At 57.4% G+C, this 19,807-nt stretch carries 17 protein-coding genes; 13 read left to right on the top strand and 4 right to left on the bottom strand.

Features of this window, described 5'->3' with window-relative positions; all coding sequences use genetic code 11:
* The first annotated feature begins 742 nt into the window (after positions 1 to 742).
* From MTP16_RS23495 to MTP16_RS23460, 8 genes are all read left to right on the top strand, one after another.
* Entirely contained in the window at positions 743 to 1,117 is a 375-nt protein-coding gene (locus tag MTP16_RS23495; RefSeq protein ID WP_243520338.1) for a hypothetical protein, read from the top strand.
* A 537-nt stretch (positions 1,118 to 1,654) separates the two neighbouring features.
* Positions 1,655 to 2,518, top strand: coding sequence for a sigma-70 family RNA polymerase sigma factor (locus tag MTP16_RS23490; RefSeq protein ID WP_243520336.1), 864 nt, complete (start codon positions 1,655 to 1,657; stop codon positions 2,516 to 2,518).
* Between the two features lie 431 nt (positions 2,519 to 2,949).
* Positions 2,950 to 3,801, top strand: a complete 852-nt coding sequence (locus MTP16_RS23485) for a hypothetical protein (protein WP_243520334.1) — start codon at positions 2,950 to 2,952, stop codon at positions 3,799 to 3,801.
* Between the two features lie 19 nt (positions 3,802 to 3,820).
* Positions 3,821 to 4,225, top strand: coding sequence for a hypothetical protein (locus tag MTP16_RS23480; protein ID WP_243520332.1), 405 nt, complete (start codon positions 3,821 to 3,823; stop codon positions 4,223 to 4,225).
* Between the two features lie 52 nt (positions 4,226 to 4,277).
* Positions 4,278 to 4,493 (top strand): transposase, encoded by a 216-nt coding sequence (locus tag MTP16_RS23475; RefSeq protein ID WP_243520461.1) that lies wholly within the window; start codon positions 4,278 to 4,280, stop codon positions 4,491 to 4,493.
* A gap of 21 nt (positions 4,494 to 4,514) precedes the next feature.
* Positions 4,515 to 4,766 (top strand): hypothetical protein, encoded by a 252-nt coding sequence (locus MTP16_RS23470; protein WP_243520330.1) that lies wholly within the window; start codon positions 4,515 to 4,517, stop codon positions 4,764 to 4,766.
* A complete protein-coding gene (locus MTP16_RS23465; RefSeq protein WP_243520328.1) occupies positions 4,745 to 5,086 on the top strand; it encodes a hypothetical protein in 342 nt (113 codons plus the stop codon). Before MTP16_RS23470 ends, MTP16_RS23465 begins: the two co-directional genes overlap by 22 nt.
* A gap of 837 nt (positions 5,087 to 5,923) precedes the next feature.
* Complete coding sequence (locus tag MTP16_RS23460; RefSeq protein WP_243520326.1) at positions 5,924 to 7,054, top strand: replication initiation protein; 1,131 nt, start codon at positions 5,924 to 5,926, stop codon at positions 7,052 to 7,054.
* Positions 7,055 to 7,101: 47 nt separating this feature from the next.
* Here the strand turns inward: MTP16_RS23460 and MTP16_RS23455 are convergent, their stop codons facing one another.
* From MTP16_RS23455 to MTP16_RS23440, 4 genes are all read right to left on the bottom strand, one after another.
* Complete coding sequence (locus MTP16_RS23455) at positions 7,102 to 8,400, bottom strand: replication initiation protein (RefSeq protein WP_243520324.1); 1,299 nt, start codon at positions 8,398 to 8,400, stop codon at positions 7,102 to 7,104.
* 636 nt (positions 8,401 to 9,036) lie between these two features.
* The gene (locus MTP16_RS23450) at positions 9,037 to 9,414 is read right to left on the bottom strand and encodes a hypothetical protein (RefSeq protein WP_243520322.1); all 378 of its coding nucleotides are present in this window, start codon (positions 9,412 to 9,414) and stop codon (positions 9,037 to 9,039) included.
* Positions 9,411 to 10,169: a ParA family protein gene (locus tag MTP16_RS23445; RefSeq protein WP_243520320.1), complete on the bottom strand. Its 759-nt coding sequence runs from the start codon at positions 10,167 to 10,169 to the stop codon at positions 9,411 to 9,413. Before MTP16_RS23445 ends, MTP16_RS23450 begins: the two co-directional genes overlap by 4 nt.
* Before the next feature lie 596 nt (positions 10,170 to 10,765).
* Positions 10,766 to 12,106, bottom strand: a complete 1,341-nt coding sequence (locus MTP16_RS23440) for a Fic family protein (RefSeq protein ID WP_243520318.1) — start codon at positions 12,104 to 12,106, stop codon at positions 10,766 to 10,768.
* 917 nt (positions 12,107 to 13,023) lie between these two features.
* Between MTP16_RS23440 and MTP16_RS23435 the strand changes: the two genes are divergently transcribed.
* The 5 genes from MTP16_RS23435 to MTP16_RS23415 all read left to right on the top strand — a co-directional run bounded on the left by MTP16_RS23435 (position 13,024) and on the right by MTP16_RS23415 (position 19,778).
* Entirely contained in the window at positions 13,024 to 14,541 is a 1,518-nt protein-coding gene (locus MTP16_RS23435; RefSeq protein WP_243520316.1) for a tellurite resistance TerB C-terminal domain-containing protein, read from the top strand.
* Entirely contained in the window at positions 14,535 to 15,860 is a 1,326-nt protein-coding gene (locus MTP16_RS23430; RefSeq protein ID WP_243520314.1) for an ATP-binding protein, read from the top strand. Before MTP16_RS23435 ends, MTP16_RS23430 begins: the two co-directional genes overlap by 7 nt.
* Positions 15,860 to 18,034: a DEAD/DEAH box helicase gene (locus MTP16_RS23425; RefSeq protein ID WP_243520312.1), complete on the top strand. Its 2,175-nt coding sequence runs from the start codon at positions 15,860 to 15,862 to the stop codon at positions 18,032 to 18,034. The genes MTP16_RS23430 and MTP16_RS23425 overlap by 1 nt, the downstream gene beginning before the upstream one ends.
* Positions 18,035 to 18,098: 64 nt before the next feature.
* Positions 18,099 to 18,752 carry a BRCT domain-containing protein gene (locus MTP16_RS23420; RefSeq protein WP_243520310.1) on the top strand — a complete coding sequence of 218 codons (654 nt, stop codon included), beginning with the start codon at positions 18,099 to 18,101 and terminating at the stop codon, positions 18,750 to 18,752.
* Between the two features lie 63 nt (positions 18,753 to 18,815).
* On the top strand, positions 18,816 to 19,778 hold the full coding sequence (locus MTP16_RS23415) for a hypothetical protein (RefSeq protein WP_243520309.1): 963 nt from the start codon (positions 18,816 to 18,818) through the stop codon (positions 19,776 to 19,778).
* Positions 19,779 to 19,807: the final 29 nt, after the last annotated feature.

Below are 19,807 nucleotides of genomic sequence, written 5' to 3'. Positions count from 1 at the left end.
CGGCCCCGCTGTATGCGTTGCGCTGAAATGTTGACGCTGGCCCTATCCCCTACTATCCCATTTCTTGGTTAGCTTTTCAAATTTTCCGGCCGAGGATTTCCTCGTCAACCTCACGGGCAGCCTCTCTACAAAACGGAGCTACCCCGCAATTTCCCGCCACCTCCTACCCCACTTGGCTCTCTCATTATACCCTCACCATCCGCAATCAGCCCGACTGCCTTTTCATCCTGGCCGCCACTTTCCTGCCGCCTTCTTTTTCGACTGCCGCCCCAAAATCAACCGCTCCCAAAATCTCCCATCCCCACACTCCAGCCTTGCTCCTGCTCCCACCCGCTGGCCCATCACACGTGACCTACCAACCGGAACCTAACTACTGCTGGTCACCAGCTCAGCTGCCATCCCGTCCTTTTCTGACGGCTGCTACAATCCCAACTTCCTCAACTTTTTGCGCCACCCTTTTTTTTCATCGACCCACTTTTCGCGCACCCCTCAATTTTCATTGCTTCCCGATTTTCACCCCGTCCGACTTTTCCTCACTTCCCTCTTTTTCAGCTGACGCCCCACTTTGAGCCAGCCCTTTTTTCCCGCCGGCTCTCAAATTTTTCCTTGCTGCTTTTTTTCGATTACCGCGCAAAATTCACCCGGCCGTATTTGCCATCAGCCCTCCCTTTTGGCCGCTCCCGATTTTCCGACTGCCCCTGATTTTTCCGCGGCTTGCATTTTTTGACTCCTCGTTTTTCCGGTGCTTACGCCTTCGGCCAACCGCTCTGCTCACGCTCCTTTTTACTGCCTTTCCCCTCACCACTACTCCTCAAAACGGCTGGCCTTCCTCCCGCACCACTCCCTGCCGATAAGTCCCATCACACCCGGCAGCCACCCTCCAGCAGGCCAACCAAATTTCGCGGGTCCAGTAATTCTCATCGGCACCCTACACACCCAAAAAACAGGCAGTGGGAAAAAAGAAGGCCATTCCATTCTTGGCTTCCTTGCCCTGGCCGCCAATTCTTTTTTCTGGTTTCAACGCCGCTCAGCACACAGCTACCAATTCTGGCTTTTAGGACTTTTTGGTTTTTCTACACGTCTTGTCTTTGCCTCTCATCGGGTGCCAACCGCCTAACTTCTTTCACAGCGGACACCATCGGTTTCCCGACTTGCTGCGGTAGTTGCAGCGTATTGAACAGTTGGTTAAGAACAGGTCCACGGCCTCCCAGTACACCGCCGCCGAGATATGTTTCAGGGAATAGCCCACCCCGGGCCAGGTCTCTTCCTGCCAGACGAAAGCAATGCCACCAAGCAGCGTTTGGTTTTGAGTGCGTTTCAACGGACGTGGGTCGGCGCGTGGTCGTCGGATTACCGGGTTGGCAGAATCTGGACCGGGCCCCGGCTTGTGCGATGCGAGCGCGACCAGTAGCACTGGACCAACCACACCCCAAAGCCTACTCGGTGCTTGGCGACCAGTCGCCTGACCGCTTCGAAACTCAAAACCCACCCCCGTCCAGTGCTGTCCGGCTTAGCAGGACCACCTCCACATTGGCCTCGTCGTGAACCTTTCTGGCGCGCCGCCTCTTGATACCCGTTGGCCCAGCCCGGATAGCAAAGCACCGGGGCTTGTTTCCCCCCCTCCACCCCACCCAGTAAGTAGTAGCGTTCCCGCATGAGACAGCTTAAAATCAGCAAACAGATTACCAACCGCGAAAGCCAGTCGCTGGACAAATACCTGCAGGAGATTGGCAAAGTGAGCCTGGTAACCATTGACGAGGAAGTCGAGCTGGCCCAGCGCATCCGCGAGGGCGACCAGATGGCCCTCGAAAAGCTGACCAAGGCCAACCTGCGCTTCGTGGTCTCGGTATCCAAGCAGTATCAGAACCAGGGCCTGACCCTGGGCGACCTCATCAACGAGGGCAACCTGGGGCTGATTAAAGCGGCCAAGCGTTTCGACGAGACGAAGGGCTTCAAGTTTATCAGTTACGCCGTGTGGTGGATTCGCCAGAGCATCCTGCAAGCGCTGGCCGAGCAGAGCCGCATCGTGCGCCTGCCCCTGAACCGGGTGGGCTCGCTGAATAAAATCAGCCGCTCGTTCTCGGAGCTGGAGCAGAAGTTCGAGCGCGAGCCCTCGGCCGACGAGATTGCCGAGCTGCTGGAGCTGAGCACCTCAGAAGTGGTGGACACGATGAAAATATCGGGCCGTCACGTCTCGATGGATGCGCCCTTCGTGCAGGGTGAGGAAAACCGCCTGCTCGACGTGATGGCCAACGAGGATGCCGAAAGCCCCGATGCGGGCCTGCTGGACGACTCCCTGCGTCGGGAGGTGCAGCGGGCCCTCTCGACCCTGACCCTGCGCGAGGCCGATGTCGTGACGCTTCACTTCGGACTGAATGGCCACGCGGCGCGGACATTGGAGGAAATCGGCGAGCAGTTCAGTTTGACCCGCGAGCGGGTGCGGCAGATTAAGGAAAAGGCCATTCGCCGCCTCAAGCACACCACGCGCTCGAAGGCCCTGAAACCGTACCTGGGCTAGTCCCTCCCCCGTTCTTTTCCGGCGGCCGCCGAAAGCCATCCAATCGATGCCAGGGCACGCTGCTAGCTAATCGGCGGCGATATACCGGAGAGCTGGCGGCGGCGCATGGCCTGCTGACCTCGGACACACGGCGCAGGCATTCTAAGGGGAACGTGAGGCTTTGCAAAGCAAAGGTTTGCCTATTGCCCGAGGCCAACACTTCACTCGCGATGCTACCGCTTGGCCAGCACGATTGGTTGCCCCCCTGCAGAACTGCCATCATGCAGACGCAGCTAGTGGAGGCTCACGAGGGCAGGAACCGAAAACCCTGCTAAGGAATTTTGGTCAGCATTACTTACTACCAGCAAATTGAGCTAGACAGCGGGTGCTGGTTGCCGATAGATAGTTAGGGAAAACAAGTGCCTTATCTTGCCAACGCTAGCTCCCCTGTTATGAACCCGATTGCCCACCCGCCCGCTCCTGCCACCGACCCGGCTCAATTGCCCGCACTGCTGCAGCAATTAGTGGCGGACCTGGCCGACCCCGGCATTACCTATCTGCTGGGGGGACACTACTATGACCGCACGAATCATCCACGCTACCGGCACTTCCCCGCCGTGTTTGCCCTGCGGCAGGGCGAGGTAGCCAACGTGGAGGTGGGACTAGATTTCGTGGCCTTCGACACGGAATTGGTCCGCTATCCCGAACGGGGCGAACGGCATTACCCGGGCCCATGGGCCGACCGCTTCCGGGCCACCGTTCCCTTCGACCAGCTTTATCAGCTCTGCCGCAAACAACTTACGTCTGCCGGGCAAACGGCGGACGATATTCGCTACGGCCCCGACACCATTATTTATTATAACGCGCAAGTCTATCAGCGCTACCCCACCCCGGCCGATATCAACCAGGCCTATGCGGCGGCTCCCCCCTCTGGAGAACACCCGCTGGTGGCCGTGCTGACGGCGGTGGAGGCGGGCCTGGCAGACCCCAACAATCACTATCTGGTGAATACCACCTCTTTCGAGAGCCTGGACGGCCCCGTGCTACTGGGTATGCTCCATCTACAGACCCATACTATTCAAAACTTAGTTATCGAAGAGGAGGGTTTCACGTGCTCCGTGCGGTTCGACCCGTATGGACAGCGCGCGTGGTCAATCGTACGCGTGGCCTTTGCCCAGGTCTGGCAAGTGCTGCGCAGCGATAGTCCCCAAATAGACATGGAAGAAGTCGAAGACGCCGGCGGCCTCCTATACGATGCCCCCGAGGTGTTGAGTGCCTACGCTCGGCAGGGGCGAATAGCTTAAGTGATTTACTGACTTCCCCATGGAAGAGCTCCTCCGCCCCCGCCATCCCCTGGATAAGTACCACCAGTCGCAGCTGGAATTTCTAGCGGCGCTGCCGGAAGCGCAGCGCGCCTACCACGCCCGGCTGTTTCGGCTCGGCAATGCCAGCTACCGGTACCAGCAGCAGGCCGACGGCGAGGTAACGGAAGACGACTTCCACCACTGGCTCGAAGGCTTACCGGTGAAGATGCGGGCAGCCATGGTGCGCGAGGGATTTGAGGCGAGCAAGAACAGTCTGCCCCTGCGGCGGCACGCGCTGGAGCGCCGCGACTTGGGCTACGATGCGTTCCTAAAAGCCATCCTCACCCCCGAGGACTGGGCCTATCAGCAGGAATTAGCACAGGCATCAGCCCCAAGCAGCAACTCAGCGACGAGAAAAGAATAACGGTCAGCGACCGATTTTGAGTGGTCGAATAGCACTTTCGGGCAAAAGCTTCATGCTGAGGACGTTGCAACAGGCGCTGGAACAGTGGCAACAAACGAAAGGGGAGCCGCCGGCGGACGACGTGGCGCGCCTCGCTCCCCTGCTGCACGAGCACGTCAACATGCTGGGCCGCTACGATTTTACTCTGCCTGACCGCATTGCCGCCGGCGAGTTGCGGCCGCTGCGTAACCCCAGTAGCTGGGAAGAGCAACTGGTCGAAATTCCTTAGCGGGGCAATGTTCCTGCTCTAGTGCCCCCCCTGCTACACCTGCGGCGGCGGCTGAACCCCGCGACCGCGACATTGCCCCGCTTGCTGGCCCTTACGCAGGCCCTGCCGGAACTGGAGTTGGACGACACCTACACGCCGCTGTTTAAAAACGTCACCAAGGAAAAGGCCTGGCCCCACCACGCGGCCCTGAAGCTGGGGGCGGACTTTGTGCAGCTCTACCAAGGCTCGCTGCCCGATGCCACGGCCTACCTGTGCCGGGCCACGCGGCCCTGATAGTGGCCGCGTGGCTGGAGGGAGTCCCCATGGAAGACCTGGAGCAAACCTATACTAACTCGCCCTTTGTGCCCGTGAGCTATGGTGACGTTCGCCGCATTGTGGATGCGACCCGCTTTCACCTGCGCTCGGTCGTGCCCATTGTCCAGGCCCTGCACCCCGCGCTGCTGCTGGAAGACGAGGCGTTGGACGAGCTGACCACCCGGCTGGAAGTCGGGTTACCGGTGGCCGCCCTGTCGCTGTTAGCCGTGCCGACCCTGACCCGGGGCGAAGTCCTGCTGCTCCACCGCCAGTCCATCACCCAAACCGACATTGTCTAGGCAGTGGTCGAGCCGGTAGCTACGAAGCTGTTTGGCGCGGCACGGGCGCAGCAGCATGGTTCCGATTGACAAGCAGGCAGTGGAAGTTTGCCAGACCAATATGCTTCCCCGTAGCACCAAAGGCTATTTGCTACTGGCGCGGTAATTTGGTTGTGGTCCCCGTGAGGTTGGTTGCTCTCGCCTGATTAGTTGTTCCCCCCATCAGTCCGGCTCCCTGTTACTAAGCCGAAAGCGGTTTAGCGTTGCAAGAGGGTATCAAAAGCGTTTACACAGTGGACAACCCCTGCAGACATGAAGATTTGCAGTGGGGGTAAAACTCGTTTTATTAATTCAGACCGAAGCCATTTCGAGATAAAAGTGTGTATGGCTACTTCACACCGAGCGATTATAGTTTAAATTTTTAATCAAAAAGTGCAATCACTTAATATCCATTCTTTCACTACCTGATTGGTTTTGTTGTTCGTATCGGCGCACATCGTGTTCGTATATGCGCACAAGGATGGTGGCGCAGTTGGATTGCCCTAATCTGAAAAGGAGTTCGAAAGCACTTCCTAAAAGCTTTTTTATTGCGACAAACTATCTAGTAGATTTTTTTAAAAATAGTCTCTGTAAAAAAACAGAATAGTATACTATAAGGAGTAAAACGTAAAAAACGAGCTTTACCCCCACTTTCCCACCTGAATAAAACGAGTTTTACCCCCACTCATCAATCGAATAAAACGAGCTTTACCCCCAGTCCTCAATTGAATAAAACGAGTTTTACCCCCGTAAAAAACGAGTTAGTTATACACATCTAGTTTTTTTGTTAGATTGCGGTCAATCTGTATCTCATTTGCTATGTCGTTCGGTTCACATCATCCTCCTATATACCCGCTTGGTTTGGTTTATGAGCCAGAGCACAAGGAATTCGTTAAGCAGCACTGGAACGTTACGTTTGCCCGGCAAGGCAAGCTGAGCGTCACGGCGAAGCGCATTCTGGCGCGGGTATTCGACCAAATCCGAGACGACGACTTCCAACTACGAGATTTTTACCAGTTGGCCATAGCCGACATCACGGAGTTCGTCAACACCACGCGGGAAACTGCCTACCGCGAGATGGAAGGCGCCTTACGCGAGTTGGCAGCCGCCACCTGGGAATTTAAAAACCTTGATAATGAGCAATGGCATGTCCGCAACCTGCTTGACACGACCAAGGAGCGCCCTGTGGGCTACCATGGGGGCGTCATCACTGTGCTTCTTAATCCGCAGTTAAGCCCCTATTTTATTCAGCTTGCGCACTATACCACTTACCGGCTCGACAATTATCTTAAGCTTAGAAGTTGGTATTCAATGCGCCTCCACGAAATTTTATCCGCATTTCGCGACACTGGTTTCTGGGAGGTTGGCCTGCAGGAGTACCGGCAATTACTGGATTGCTGGTATCTAACTGATAAGCGGGGTCGCGTGCAGAAAAATAAGGACGGTCATCCTCGGCTCAAGTACACTAATGTCAACGACCTTATCCGCAATACAACCGCGGAAGCCCTACAAGAGTTGGCGGAAACAGAAGTCGCCTTTGAGGTTGAGCCTCGGTACGAAACAGCACGCGTGGGGCGGGGCCGCCGGAAAATAGTGGGCTTGCGCTTTGATTTATTACAACCGCGCCTCACTACTATCCCAATAACCTGGCTTACTGACCCAGTCAAGGGCGCACTGGTTGAGAAATTACGCCGTTGGAAGGTGGCTGACCAGCACATTGCCCTTTATGCAACAATCCTTCAGGTCAGCGGAATCAATAAACTCATTCGGGAATGGCAATTGAAAGAAATCTCAGACCACCGCATAGATAGCCGGGAAAAGTATTGCAACGCGGCCTTTGTACGCGCTGCCAAGCAAATTTTAGAGCAGCAGAAGGCCGATGCACTACAGATACGAAAGGACCGGCAGCTAGGCTTCTTCAGCAGCAAGAATGAAACGCCGGTTCAATGAGTCGACGAACGAACCTCATATAGCAGCCGCACTTTTTGATTGGGCTGTTATGAGATTAAAGGCGAACCCGATTTGATTAGCCAATCTTCGCCATTGCGATGCACGAGAACGAACCCCTGACTTAGATAAATGGCCTCCAAGTGCAGTTCAAAAGTGGGTTCCTGCAGCTGACGCTTCAGGAACGGTCCAGGATTTTCATACATTTCCCGTACCTCCCGTAGGGGAAATGCCACTTCTTCGTGCAAAGGCGCTTTCAACTTGGCTGTGGCAACAAGCTTTTTGACTGGAATGGCCTTTGCCGCTTTTTGCTCGGCTAGGTATTCTTCCAGTAAGTATTTTTCCACCAAGGCTTTGTATACTGCTCCTGCCGGTTTTTTTACTTTGCCCAGTTGATGCTGTTTGCCTATGCGGGATAATACAAAGTCAACGTATTCGAGGGGGTACTCCTTCTCCTCCAGCTGTTTGGTAATCTGCTTAATACTACGCAAGCTTACCCCTATCAGCCGTAAGGCCTGAATCCAAGTGGGCTCATCACTACTAACTTTCTCAGCACTTTCAGAATGTTGAGAAAGTTCAGTATTCTCAATAAGTTTCGTCTCCTGCCCTTCATCGGCTCCATTGGTGTCCGTATTAGCCGTCTCATAGCCAAACAGGAACTTGATGCGTTGCACCAATTGATTTTGCCGCTCTAATTCGTAGGTGAATGGCATATCGGTGCGCGCTAGTTCCAGCTGAGCCCGGTCCAGCACCCGCGCTTTGAAGTTGCTGAAGCGTGGGTATTCGTTTTCAGCAATATCGAGCATGAAGCGCAGCTGCTCCGGCGTGACGGTCCGCTGCCCAAAGTCCGAATACTCTTTAAGCAGCCAGTAAATGCGAACCGAGCTGGGGCTTTTCAGCTTGCGTAACTCGTCCAGGTCGGCCAGCGTGAAGTTGCCGCTCTCGCGTAGCTGCAGCAGGTACGGCATGATGAGGGGGTTGAAGGCCGCCACTATCCCGCCCAGGTCCCCGTCGTAGCCCGCTTTGGCCATCAGCGGGATGTAATCGTACTTGGGCCGCCGCCGGCGTTTGCGGGTACCGTCCTCCAGTATTTCAATGTATAGCTTGAAGGAGGTGATGTCGTCACACATCTCGTCAATCTGCTGGTAAGCCGAGCCGCCGTGTCGCTCGAACAGCAGTTCGCTGACCGGAATGATGTGTTCCTTAAATTCGGTATCGTCCAGACTGATGCGAGAAAGCAGCGCCAGAAACAAGCGCATCTGCAGAGGCACAAAGCTGAAACGCGCATTAACGAGTGCGTTATGCTGGGCCACTATCTTGTCGGCGTTCTGTTTGGGAGGTGTTTTCATGGTGGATAAGTCGGGGTACCGTAGGGCAGTCAGCGTCCTTTTTGTAGCAACCTAGCGTCTTTTTTGTAGCAACCTGGGCTTGTCAGCGTCCTTTTTGTAGCAACCTTTTGTCTGGCAGCGTCCTTTTTGTAGCAACCTAGCGTCCTTTTTGTAGCAACCTGAGTGTGTAGCGTCCTTTTTGTAGCAACCTCAAATCATTCAGCGTCTTTTTTGTAGCAACCTAGCGTCTTTTTTGTAGCAACCTAGCGTCCTTTTTGTAGCAACCTTCGCGCATAAAATACTGTTAATCAGCAGGTTCTGGATAGCGTAATACTAATACTATAATTTGAGTTTAAAGATAACTAGCTAGAGAGTTTTTTTTAAGCGTCTTTTTTGTAGCAACCCCGCCCTCATAAAAGCAAAAAAAAGTACAAAATCCGTAAAATTTATAGGCGGTTGTACTTTTTTATACTATATTCTGTCAATCAATGGGTTAGAATGTTTATACCAGATTGCAACTCATCTTTTCCTTTCTACTTACACCTCTCTGATAAGAGAAATATGCAATATCTAGAGCAGCTTAGGAGGCTGGAGCAGCAAATAGTAGCTTCAGCTAACCCACTGCGGCAGCACTAGTAAGGCAGACGAGCAACCAAGCTACTCTGGCCGCAGCTTGCGGTTTGTTTTGAGCAACTTTTCCAGCACGGGTTCTGGCAATGGCCGCTGGGCAGCGGGCAGTTGCGCCAGGGCAGCCTGCAGCGTGTCTTCCAGAAACTGTCGAATTTCAAACCCGGGCTCCCAGTACTCCGCCTGCTTGAGCAGCAAGTAAGTTTGGTCGCGCACATAGGACCCAAAGGGCACCCAGCGCCCGGTAGGACCGGCCGGGGCGGGTACGACCGCCGAAGGGCTTGGAATCGAGCCTACAGCAGCAGGTACTGGCAGTGGGCTGACGGTCCCGAACATCAACTCGTCAGGGGTGGGAGCAACAGGCTGGGTTAGCGTGCTGCCGAAGCGTTTTTTTGGACCGGTGCTCATAGACGGGCGAGGATTTCAGTGGTGAGGTTGCGGTAATCTTCGGCGCCGTTGCTGGCGGGCGCGTAGGTGAACAGGTTCTGCTTTTCAATCTGTGCTTCCGAGAGCTTGCCGTTTTGCCGGATGCTGGTAGTCATGAGCAGCGGCCCCGTCACGGCGTTGTCCCGCATGATGGCCACCACGTCGTGGTGCAGCGAGAGGCGGTAGCTGGCCGAGTACTTCGTCAGGAACAGCCCTCCTACCTTCAGGCGGGGGTTGAAGTTCTTGCCCATGATGGCGCAGGCGTCCAGCAGCGTGGTCAGGCCCTCATAGCCGTAGAACTCGGGCTGCACAGGGATAAACACCGCGTCACTGGCCACCAGGGCCGCGTAGGTGAGGCTGGTGAGCGCAGGAGGCGTATCAATCAGCACGTAGTCGTAGTCGGCCGCTACTTCCTCCAATTGGTCGCGCAGGAAGAACTGGTAGGTGGGCTGCTGGCCCAGTATCTTCTCGAGCTGCGTCAGCTCCCGGGCCGAACCAGCCAGACCCATCCCCTCCCCTACCCCGACGATAATTTGCTTGAGCGTGCGCTCGCCCCGGATGACGGTGCCCAGATGAGCCACCACACTAGCGGCAAAACTCATGGTCAGGTTATGCTGCGGGTCGCAGTCCAGGAAAAGTACCCGCTGCCCGCGACGGGCCAGTTCCTGACCGACCGTCAGCGTGGAAGTGGTTTTACCAACCCCTCCCTTGTGGTTTGCAAAGGTGATGACTTTCATGAAGTAGCAATGTCAGTGATGCGACAATATTACAAAGCATAATGCTAACGGCATACTGCACATACTGGAAATACCAAGATTGCCTGGCTATTTGTATATTCTCAACATTTTGAAAATGTTGAGAATATTATTTCTGGTTCATCATATAGTAGTCTTTCAGACAATCATTTATATCAAAACTTGCGCGCCCAGCCAACAATCAAAATGTTCAAAATGTTGAGTATGTTACTTAAAACTTTGCTGCAATCAACATTCTTTATGTATCGGATATTTTTAGAATGCTGAGCATTCTCGGCATATCCAGACACTAACTTTAAACATTTGGATACTTGATAGTAGCCCATTAAGCAATGGCTAATAAGGCCAACCTAGGCGGCCACAGAAGGAGAGGGGCAACCACTAAATGGCGGCATTCCCCATCGAGCATATTGCGGCTGATGATGAATTAACCGGGTGATTTGCTATCTGCGCCAAGTCTGCATGTATGAACTCTCGAACTCGGATGCAGACACTGGAACCAGGCTTGGGCTAGGGATGCGGTGATAGTACAAGAGGTTACGGTCAGACAACACCATCGCCGGTAACGAACGTAATTGTTACCAGCGCAACTTCGAGGAAACGTCGGTAAAAGCATCCTGCGCCTCCAACTGCACCTTCACTGCCTCATAGGAATCTGGCTGCAGGTCGGCCACGAACTGCTGCGCCCCACTTAGCATGCGGATGTACAGACTCGGGTCGCTTTGCCGACTCAGCCGGCGCAGGGCATCCAAATAGTCCTCGCGGGCGTGGGTGGTGACGATGATGCGGCACTGGCTGGCGCTGAACAGTTCGGCATTCATCATGAGGCGGGCCAGGCGGCCGTTGCCGTCATCGAAGGGGTGAACCTCGCCAATCATTAACATCATGAAAAGGGCCCGGGCGAGCGGCTCACTTAGGCTGCGGTAGAGCTTGAAGCCCTCGTGCAGGGTGCCGCGCACCAGGCCGGGGTCCACGAAGCTGGTCAGGCCGGCCTGGTTGGCGTACTCTTTCCACTGGCCGGGTCGCTTGTCGGGGCGGGCATGCATGAGCTGGGCATGCCGCCGCTGCAGAATGGCCAGCAAGTCTTCGGCCGATTGCGGGACCACGCGCATTTCGGCCACGTTGCTGCAGAGCTGGTAGGTGCTCAGCACATCGTGCGAATCGGCGTGGCGTCCCCCCACCAACTGACCGGTTTCCACGATGCGGTGAGCCTCATCGACCTGAAATTCGGTGCCTTCGATGAAATTGGAGAAGTAAGCCTCAAAGAAAGCAATGGTATAAAAGGGGGGAGCCACGGGCGCGGGGTCGGGCCGCCGCGGCAGCACTGCGGTGTGCAGCGCACTGAGCAGGGTGGTGAACAAGGCTAGCCGACCGGCATCGAAGGGCAGCCCCAGCGCGCGGGCGCGCGCCACGGGGGAAGTGAGGATTTTGCTGGACTGCGTGCTCAGCAGCGCGCCGGCAATGCGTTGCAGCGACGCCAGTTCCGTGGGCCACTCCAGGGCCGCGGCCACTTCGCGGGCCTGGTCGCGCAGGGCATTAAGGCCGTCCTCGCCCCGGATGCGCAGCACCATTTCCAGTCGCTCCTCCACCCGCTCCAACGGCAGCGCCTTGCTCACCCCGCCTTTGCGGACGCGGGCCGGCTGCAGGTTTTCCAACAGGCCCCGGGCTTCCGAAGCAAACAGCAACGTGCCATCGCCGAAGGGCGCGTCGCTGGGCAACGGGTCGGGCCCTTCCAGCAGATGCACCACAAGCCCTGGCAACTCCACGTTGCGGGTATACTTATAGGTCAGAAACAAGTGCCCATCGGCCGTGGGCTGGCCCTCCAGGTGCGAGCGGTGGCTGATAAGCGCCCCCGGAAACAGGTGCTGCACCACCGGCAGCCAGTTCTTACGAATCAGTACTTCGGGCGCGTTAGTCAAATCCGAGGAATAGATACGAGGGGCTATTTCGCGCAACCCGCCACGCTGGCGAGCGACCCGAATCTGCCGGTTCAACGCCGGGTCAGAGGTACCAAATACTAGAAGGGGCCAACGCACATTTTTTTCCATTAAGATGCCCTGCCTAGGCTGAAATGTTTATTTTATTTGATTAATACACAAAATACGTTCATTTAATTAGATTAACGCTCTCTGCCCGACACTTAAAGGATGAATTGAAAAGCAGTCGTTCGCGCGAGCATGAAGTAGGAGAGTAGGTCCATATTGTGCTTCCTTGAAGCTCTTTCACCAGGTCCCTGCAGTGCTTCTTACTGGCCTATAATCACACCGATAAGCTCGACGCGGTACGCGCAGTATGCCCCAACCCAAACTTGTTAGTGCACAAGGGCTATTCAATTCCACAACATTCATTTACGGCCTGGCCCACCTCGCTATGGTCAACAGCCATTGCGTGATGCCTGCCTATGGCCGGCATTTATTAAACTACTTGATTATAGGAAAGAATTACTTAGGCTGGCGTAGCTTGGGATTCCTTTTGCAGCAGGCTACCCACTGTTTCCTTTCCCATGTCTTCCAATACGATTACCGTATTCTTCCTCAGCACAATCGTTATCTGCCTGATTCGCGCTCACCAGCGGGGGCGTTCAATGATTGGCTGGGGGCTTTTTGCGCTCTTCCTCTGGCCGGTCGCGCTGCTGACCACCTGGTTCGTCGGCCCCAAAAAGCACGGGGCGGCAACGCCAGTCAAGCCGTCACCTGCCCCTGCGGCACCTCAACCAACAATAGCAGCGGCTCGGCCGTCCACCCCAGCTTCTGCCCCGGCGGCTGCCCGGCCGGTTCACGTCCCGATTGCTCGGACTGCTGCTCCTCCTACCGTCGTTGCGCCTAAGCCGGATGCCATGATTATTGACATAACCGGGCCGGACGTGCCCCTGCACTTTCAGGTAACGACTCCGGAACCCGCTCGTCCCGTGGCCACAGCGCCCGCCGCCGGCGACACGCCGCCCGACTACGACTACTATATGCCGCGGCTGGGCACAAAGTACCGTAAAAAGCTCGGCTTAACGGCGCAGCAAGTGGAGTGGCTGGATAAATTCTGGCCGCCGCAAAACGTCTTCATCGCCATCAAAGGCTGCTGCCTGGCCACCATGCGTCTCTACCTGCAGGTGTTGCCTGCTTTGGAAACGGCCCTGCAATCCACGGGCGCTTCGCTGGCGCAGGTCGTGAGCGCGGCCCAGCAGGAGGCGCTGCGTGGGCGCCGCGCCGCACCAAACCCCTACGGCCATAGCTGGAACGACTACGACGAGCGCTACCTGCAGGAGCAAATCGAGGCCACGATATATTCGACTATTTTCCGGCGCTGCGAAAACGTAGTGCGCGAGGCCTACGGCAACAAGCGCAAGCTGGCGGCAGAATTCTCCGGGATGGACGCGGCCCTGGCAGCCGAACTGGAAAAACAGCTGGGCCCGCCCCTGGATGCCCTGTTGCCCGGTCTGGTTACCAGCATCCACGCCCCCGACGAAGCCACGGAGCTGGCGCTAAACCTGCAAAACGTGACCCGCTGGAAGCAGCAGCTGGACCAGCTCGCCGAAGCGCTCAGTCCCAGCACAAGTGCCGCCTTCGTGGCGGGCGTAAACCAATTGGGACAGCGCAACGCCCGCAACCCGGCCCTGGAAAACATCTTTTTCGAAGCCTCCAAGCTCGTGGCCAAGTACGACCGCGAACACGCCCTGCGGTTCTACGTGCAGTACGTGTACCACGACCTGAACTCGGTCACCATCAACAGCAAGCCCCTGGCCAAAACCATCCAGAAAAGCCTGTTTCCGCAGCCCGACCAGCTGCAGCGGTTTGAGGCATTGGTCAGTCAGCTAGTGCAGGACAAGGACCTGGCGCAGGCCCTGGCCCAGGTGCCGGCGGTGTACGCGCGGCAGCGGCGCAAAATCGAGCTCGACCTGGGTGCCATCCGCGCAGTGCAGCACCAGCACGCCGGCACGGTGGAACTGCTCAACGAGTACCTCCAGGACGAGCCGGAGCCGGCTGTGGCCCCCGTACCCAACCCCGTGGCAGTTCCGGCAGTATCGGAAACCCAGCCGGATGAGGAGATTCAGTTAACCGTGGCAGCTCCGGCCCCGGCACCCGCCGTGCCCACTACGACTACCAGCGGCGCGTTTGCCGCTGCCTGGGGGCTGAGTGCTACCCAACAGGCCCTGCTGGCCCGCTTTGGCGAGCAGGCGCTGATGCTGCCGCAGGCCGAAGTGGAAGCGTTTGCCCGGCAGCACGGGGCCCTGCGCAACCAGCTCATCGACAGCATTAACGAGCAATGCTACGAGCAGCTGGACGACGTGCTGATTGAAGAAGACGGCGACACCTATACCATTTACGCATCCTACTACCAGCAACTGGCGACCCCATGCTAGACAACATCAAGCCCAAAGAGGCCACGGCCATCATTAACTCCCTGCTCGGCGGTGTCGTGCCCAAGGTAGGCGTGCAGCACATCACGGTGGGCCGCTCGCCCGAGATTGAAGCGTTCGTGAAGGCCCTCGACGATGTGAAGAATGGCCACAGCATGGTCAAGTTCTGGATTGGCGATTTCGGCTCGGGCAAGTCGTTCATGCTGCACCTGCTCAACACCGTGGCCCTGAAGCAGAAGTTCGTGGTGGCCAACGCCGACTTCACGCCCGATAACCGCCTGTACGCCAACGACGGCAAGGGCGTAGCCCTCTACTCGTCCATTATGGACAACATCGCCATCCAGACCAAGCCCGAGGGCGGGGCGCTGGCCACGCTGCTGGAGAAGTGGATTGAGCAGGTCATCACCAAAACGGCGCAGGAGCAGGGCCTGGCGCTGGGCGACATCCGCGAGCCGCAGCACCTGCCCCGGATTCAGGCCGCCATCATGCAAACCATCCAGGAACTGACCGACGTGGGGGGCTTCGATTTCGGCATGGTCGTGCTCAAATATTACGAGGGCTACGTGACCGACAACGACCTGTTGCGGCGCAACGCGCTCAAGTGGCTCAAAGGCGAGTACCGCACCAAAACCGAGGCCCGACAGGACCTGGGCGTGCGCGAAATCATCAACGACCTGAACTACTACGACATGCTCAAGAACTTCTGCCGGTTGTTCGTGAGCATGGGCTACAGCGGGTTCATGATTAACCTGGATGAAGCCATCAACCTGTATAAAATCTCCACCGCCGTGATGCGGGAGAAGAACTACGAGAAGATTCTCACCATCTACAACGACTGCTTCCAAGGTAAGGTCAGCAATTTCTTCCTCAACTTTGCCGGCACCCGCGAAGTGCTCGAAAATGACCGCCGGGGCCTGTTCAGCTACCAGGCGCTGAAGTCCCGCCTCGAAACCAACAAGTTTGAAACGGCCGGTGTGCGCGACTTTGCCCAGCCCGTTATACGCCTGCTGCCGCTGACGCACAACGAGGTGTTCGTGCTGCTGCAGAAACTCAAGGAAATCTTCGACTTCAACTACAAAACCCAGCTCGATGTGACGGCCGCTGACATCCAGTCCTTTATGGAGGAGATGTTCAACAAGCCCGGGGCCAGCGAGTTTCTCACCCCGCGCGAGGTCATCCGCGACTTTCTCAACATCCTGAGCCTTTTGCGCCAGAACCCGGGCCTGGACAAGCAGCGTCTGTTCGGTGACATTGAAATCCGCGACGAGCGGCCCAATGAGTCGGCGGTCGATAGCCTGGTCGATAGCATCGAGGTGCTCTAATGTCCTTCGACCTGCTCGCCGAGCCCATCCGCCGCTACGTGCGTGACCAGCGCTGGGAATCGCTGCGCCCCATCCAGGCCGCCGCTATTCAGCACATCCTGGCCACCGACGACAACTACATCCTGGCCTCGCGCACGGCCTCCGGCAAGACGGAGGCCGCGTTTCTGCCGATTCTCTCGAAGGTAGACTTCCGGCAGCCCGGCGTGCGGGTGCTCTATTTATCCCCGCTGATTGCCCTCATCAACGACCAGTTCCACCGCGTCGAACAGCTCTGCAAGTACCTGGACGTGAAGGTGACCAAGTGGCACGGCGAGGCGAGCCGGACCGAGAAGAAGAAGCTCGTGCAGCAGCCCGAGGGCATCGTGCTCATCACACCCGAGTCGCTGGAGGCCATGTTCGTCAACGCGCCCTACAGCGTGCCCGCCCTGTTTGCCCAGCTGCAGTACGTGGTGATTGACGAAATCCACTCCTTTCTGGGCACCGACCGGGGCATTCACTTAAAGTCCCTGCTCTCCCGGCTTGAAGCCGTCACGGCAGCCCGGTCCTTCGCCATCGTCGGCCTGTCGGCCACTATCGGTGACTACGCGGAAGCCAAGCGCTTTACTGGTCACGAGGAGCGCACCAAGGTGCTGCTCGACCGGGCCAGCAAGGACATGCTGACTTCGTTCCGGTACTTCAGCGCGGAGGACGACGGCAGCGACCTGCCGTTGGCTTTGTTAAAAGACCTGTACAAGCAGACGAGCACCAGCAAGGTGCTCATTTTCCCCAACAGCCGGGGCTTGGCCGAGGTCATCGCCGTCAAGCTGCGGCAGATTGCCGACCGGGTGGGCGGCCACGACAAATACTTCTCGCACCACTCCTCGGTGGACAAGGAAGTGCGCGAATACGTCGAGCACTTCGCCAAGCACAACCAGCGCCAGCCCTTCTGCATTGCGTGCACCTCCACGCTGGAGCTGGGCATCGACATCGGCTCGGTGGACAAAGTCGTACAAGTGGACGCGGCGCACTCCATTGCTTCGCTCATCCAGCGCGTGGGCCGCAGCGGCCGCCGCGAGGGCGAGCAAAGCCACCTGCTACTTTACGCTACTAAGCCCTGGAGTTTGCTGCAGTCGCTGGCCTGCTGGCTACTCTACGGTGAAGGTTTCGTGGAGCCCCTGCGCACGGCCACCCAGCCCTACGATTTGCTGCTGCACCAGGCCCTCTCGATTGTCAAGCAGCTGTCGGGCTGCCCCGAGAACGAGCTGGTGGCCCGGCTGCGGGCTAACGCAGCGTTCACTACCATTCCGGCCGAAGACATCGCCGAGATTCTGGCCGAGCTGCAGCGCATCAACTGGCTGGAGCGCATCGGCCCGGAACTGATTATCGGAGTGGAGGGCGAGTACACGGTCAATTCCCGCGACTTCTACAGCGTCTTCAAAACCGAGCCCGCCTTCAAGGTGCAGCACGCGGGCAAAACCATCGGGGAGATTCCGCTCACGCCCCAGGTGCGGGAAAACGAGAACCTGCTGCTGGCCGCCCGCATCTGGAAAATCAAGTACGTCGACGAGCCCGCGAAGAAAATCGAAGTCGTGCCGGCCCACGACGGCAAGCGGCCCATCTTCCTGGGCGGCGGCGGCGCGGTCGACGTCAAAGTGCGGGAGAAAATGTTGCAGCTGCTCATCAGCAATTCCCCGCATTCCGAGCTGGACGCGGCGAGCCAGCAGGAGCTGCGGGAGCTGCGCCAGGAGTTTGCCCGCTTTGGCTTGGTCGAGGCCCGGCACGAACGGCCCGTGCTTGTCAAAGAAGCGAAACTCGTGCTCTACACCTTCACCAGCACGAAGATTAACCGCAGCCTGGCCTTCCTGCTCAACTGCTTGGATGTAACCGTGCCCTACGAGTATGACGACCCCACCAGCAGCTTCACCCTGACCCTGTCGGCTGTCCTGTTGCCGGATTTACTGGCGCAGCTGCAGCTCTATGCGCTGGACGTGGAGGGCCATCTGCTGACGGCTATTGGCGAAAACCCCGGCTTGCTGGACTTTGCCAAGTGGGCTGCATCGTTGCCGGTCCGCCACCAGGCCGCCGTGTTGCAGGAGCGCTACTTTGACTTCGCGGGCGCGGCCACCTTTCTGCAAACGCTGCGACCGGTCCTGTCCGTGCAGGAAGCAGATATTCCCCAAGAAAGTGCGCGCTAACTGCCTTCTTAAACGCCCGTAACCGCTTATCTTTCACCTCCACTATTCCACCTTTTTTCTCTGTATGGCGCCTCAACCTACCCCTAGTGATGCCCACGGCCAGCCCGTGCGGCTGTTCCATCGGGCCAACAACACGGCCAAGGCCGTGGACCAGCTCGTCGGCATCTGCACCGGCATTCTGGCCGACGGCGAAGTGAACGAAAACGAAGCCGTTTTCTTCGCCGAATGGGTGCGCAAGCACGCGCCCGCCGAACCGGTGTGGCCCTTCACCGATGTGCTGCAGCGCATTGAGCGCATTTTCGCCGACGGGGTCTGCGATGCGGAAGAGCGCGCGGAGCTCAAAGACGTGATGGAGGCGCTCTGCGGCTTTAGCCAGGAGCCGCCACTGCCAATGGCCGAGAACCTGTCGACCTCGCTGCCGTTGTGCATGCCCCAGCCGCACCCGCTGCTGTTCGCGAACCAGCAGTTTGTGGTGACCGGCAAGTTTGCCTACGGGGCCCGGACGGCCGTTTTCGAAGCCATTACCGCCCTGGGTGGCCTGCCCACGGATTCAGCGCCCACCAAGACCACCAACTACGTCGTCATCGGGGTATTCGCCAGCCGGGACTGGATTAACACCAGCCACGGCCGCAAGATTGAGAAGGCCGTGCAGCTCCGGGAGAAAGGCACCGGTATCAGCATCGTTTCGGAGGAGCACTGGAAGCAGTTCGTGCACTAAAACAGGCCGGGGCGGGCGTTGGGGCAGCCGCCTGAACGCCCGCCCCAATGCCCGCTTAACGCGATGAAAGACTGGTATCAGCCGGATGAGATTTGGGAAGTTTTCGGCATTAAAACCCGGGAGGACTATGTACAGCGGCATGTGTTCGAAGCGCGCTTTCACGCCGGTGTGCCGGAGGATATCGTGCGAGCCTACGCCACCGCAAGCCAGCTAATGGCCCAAGCCTGGCACCATTATCCGCTCTACGATGAGGCCATTACCAAGCTACTATTTCTGATAGAAATGGCGGTCAAGCTGCGGTGTGGCCAGGTAGGTATCGCCCTTACTACCACTACCTCTGCGGGCCGGCAGCGCGCCAAGCACCTGCAGAAGCTGATTGACGAGTTGGCCCAGCTGGAGCCTTGCAAAGCCCGGCAGTTCGAATACCCGCTAAACCATGCACGTGAATTACGTAATCTGGCCGCCCATCCGGCCCATTACAGCCACGGCGGAGTCATGCTGCGCCATCATGTGCAGCCGCTGATAAATCTGCTGAACCTGCTTTTTTTAGACGAAGCCGTCGTGATGCGCTCGGCAGCCTATCTGGCCCAGCTCCGGCAGCAGCGTGCAGCGCTGGGTACGAAATTGCTGGGGTTAACGCGAAAGGGGCAAAGCATTGTCCTGACCGAAGCCGTGCCGTTACAGACCCATTGGGTGCAAAATGAGTGGCGGGTAATTTGGGCCTTTTATCCGCTCGTGCCGGATATCTTCGAAGTGGTTTCTCGGCACCAGCCCGTGCCGCCGATATTGTTGACCGTCACGGGCATCGAATTAACGGAAGGCATACTATCCGGAAACGAAGTGTCCTCTGCAACGCCCATCACCCTGGAACCGGCCCCAGCAGGACTAGACCAGGTGCTACTCTCGCGTCATAATGCCGACTACCAGCGGGCCTCGGAGGAGGACCGGCATCTTTTTACTTTCCTCCAGCAATCGGAGACGGCTAAGCTGGAAGTGGAAATGGTTTATACCCACTTCTGGCATTGACGATGCCTCGAAGGGCTGAGGCCCCGACA

It is taken from the genome of Hymenobacter monticola, assembly GCF_022811645.1.
In the GTDB taxonomy this organism is placed as follows: domain Bacteria; phylum Bacteroidota; class Bacteroidia; order Cytophagales; family Hymenobacteraceae; genus Hymenobacter; species Hymenobacter monticola.
The sequence above is the reverse complement of the archived record's forward strand: the minus strand, read 5'-3'. Positions and strand labels throughout refer to the sequence as shown.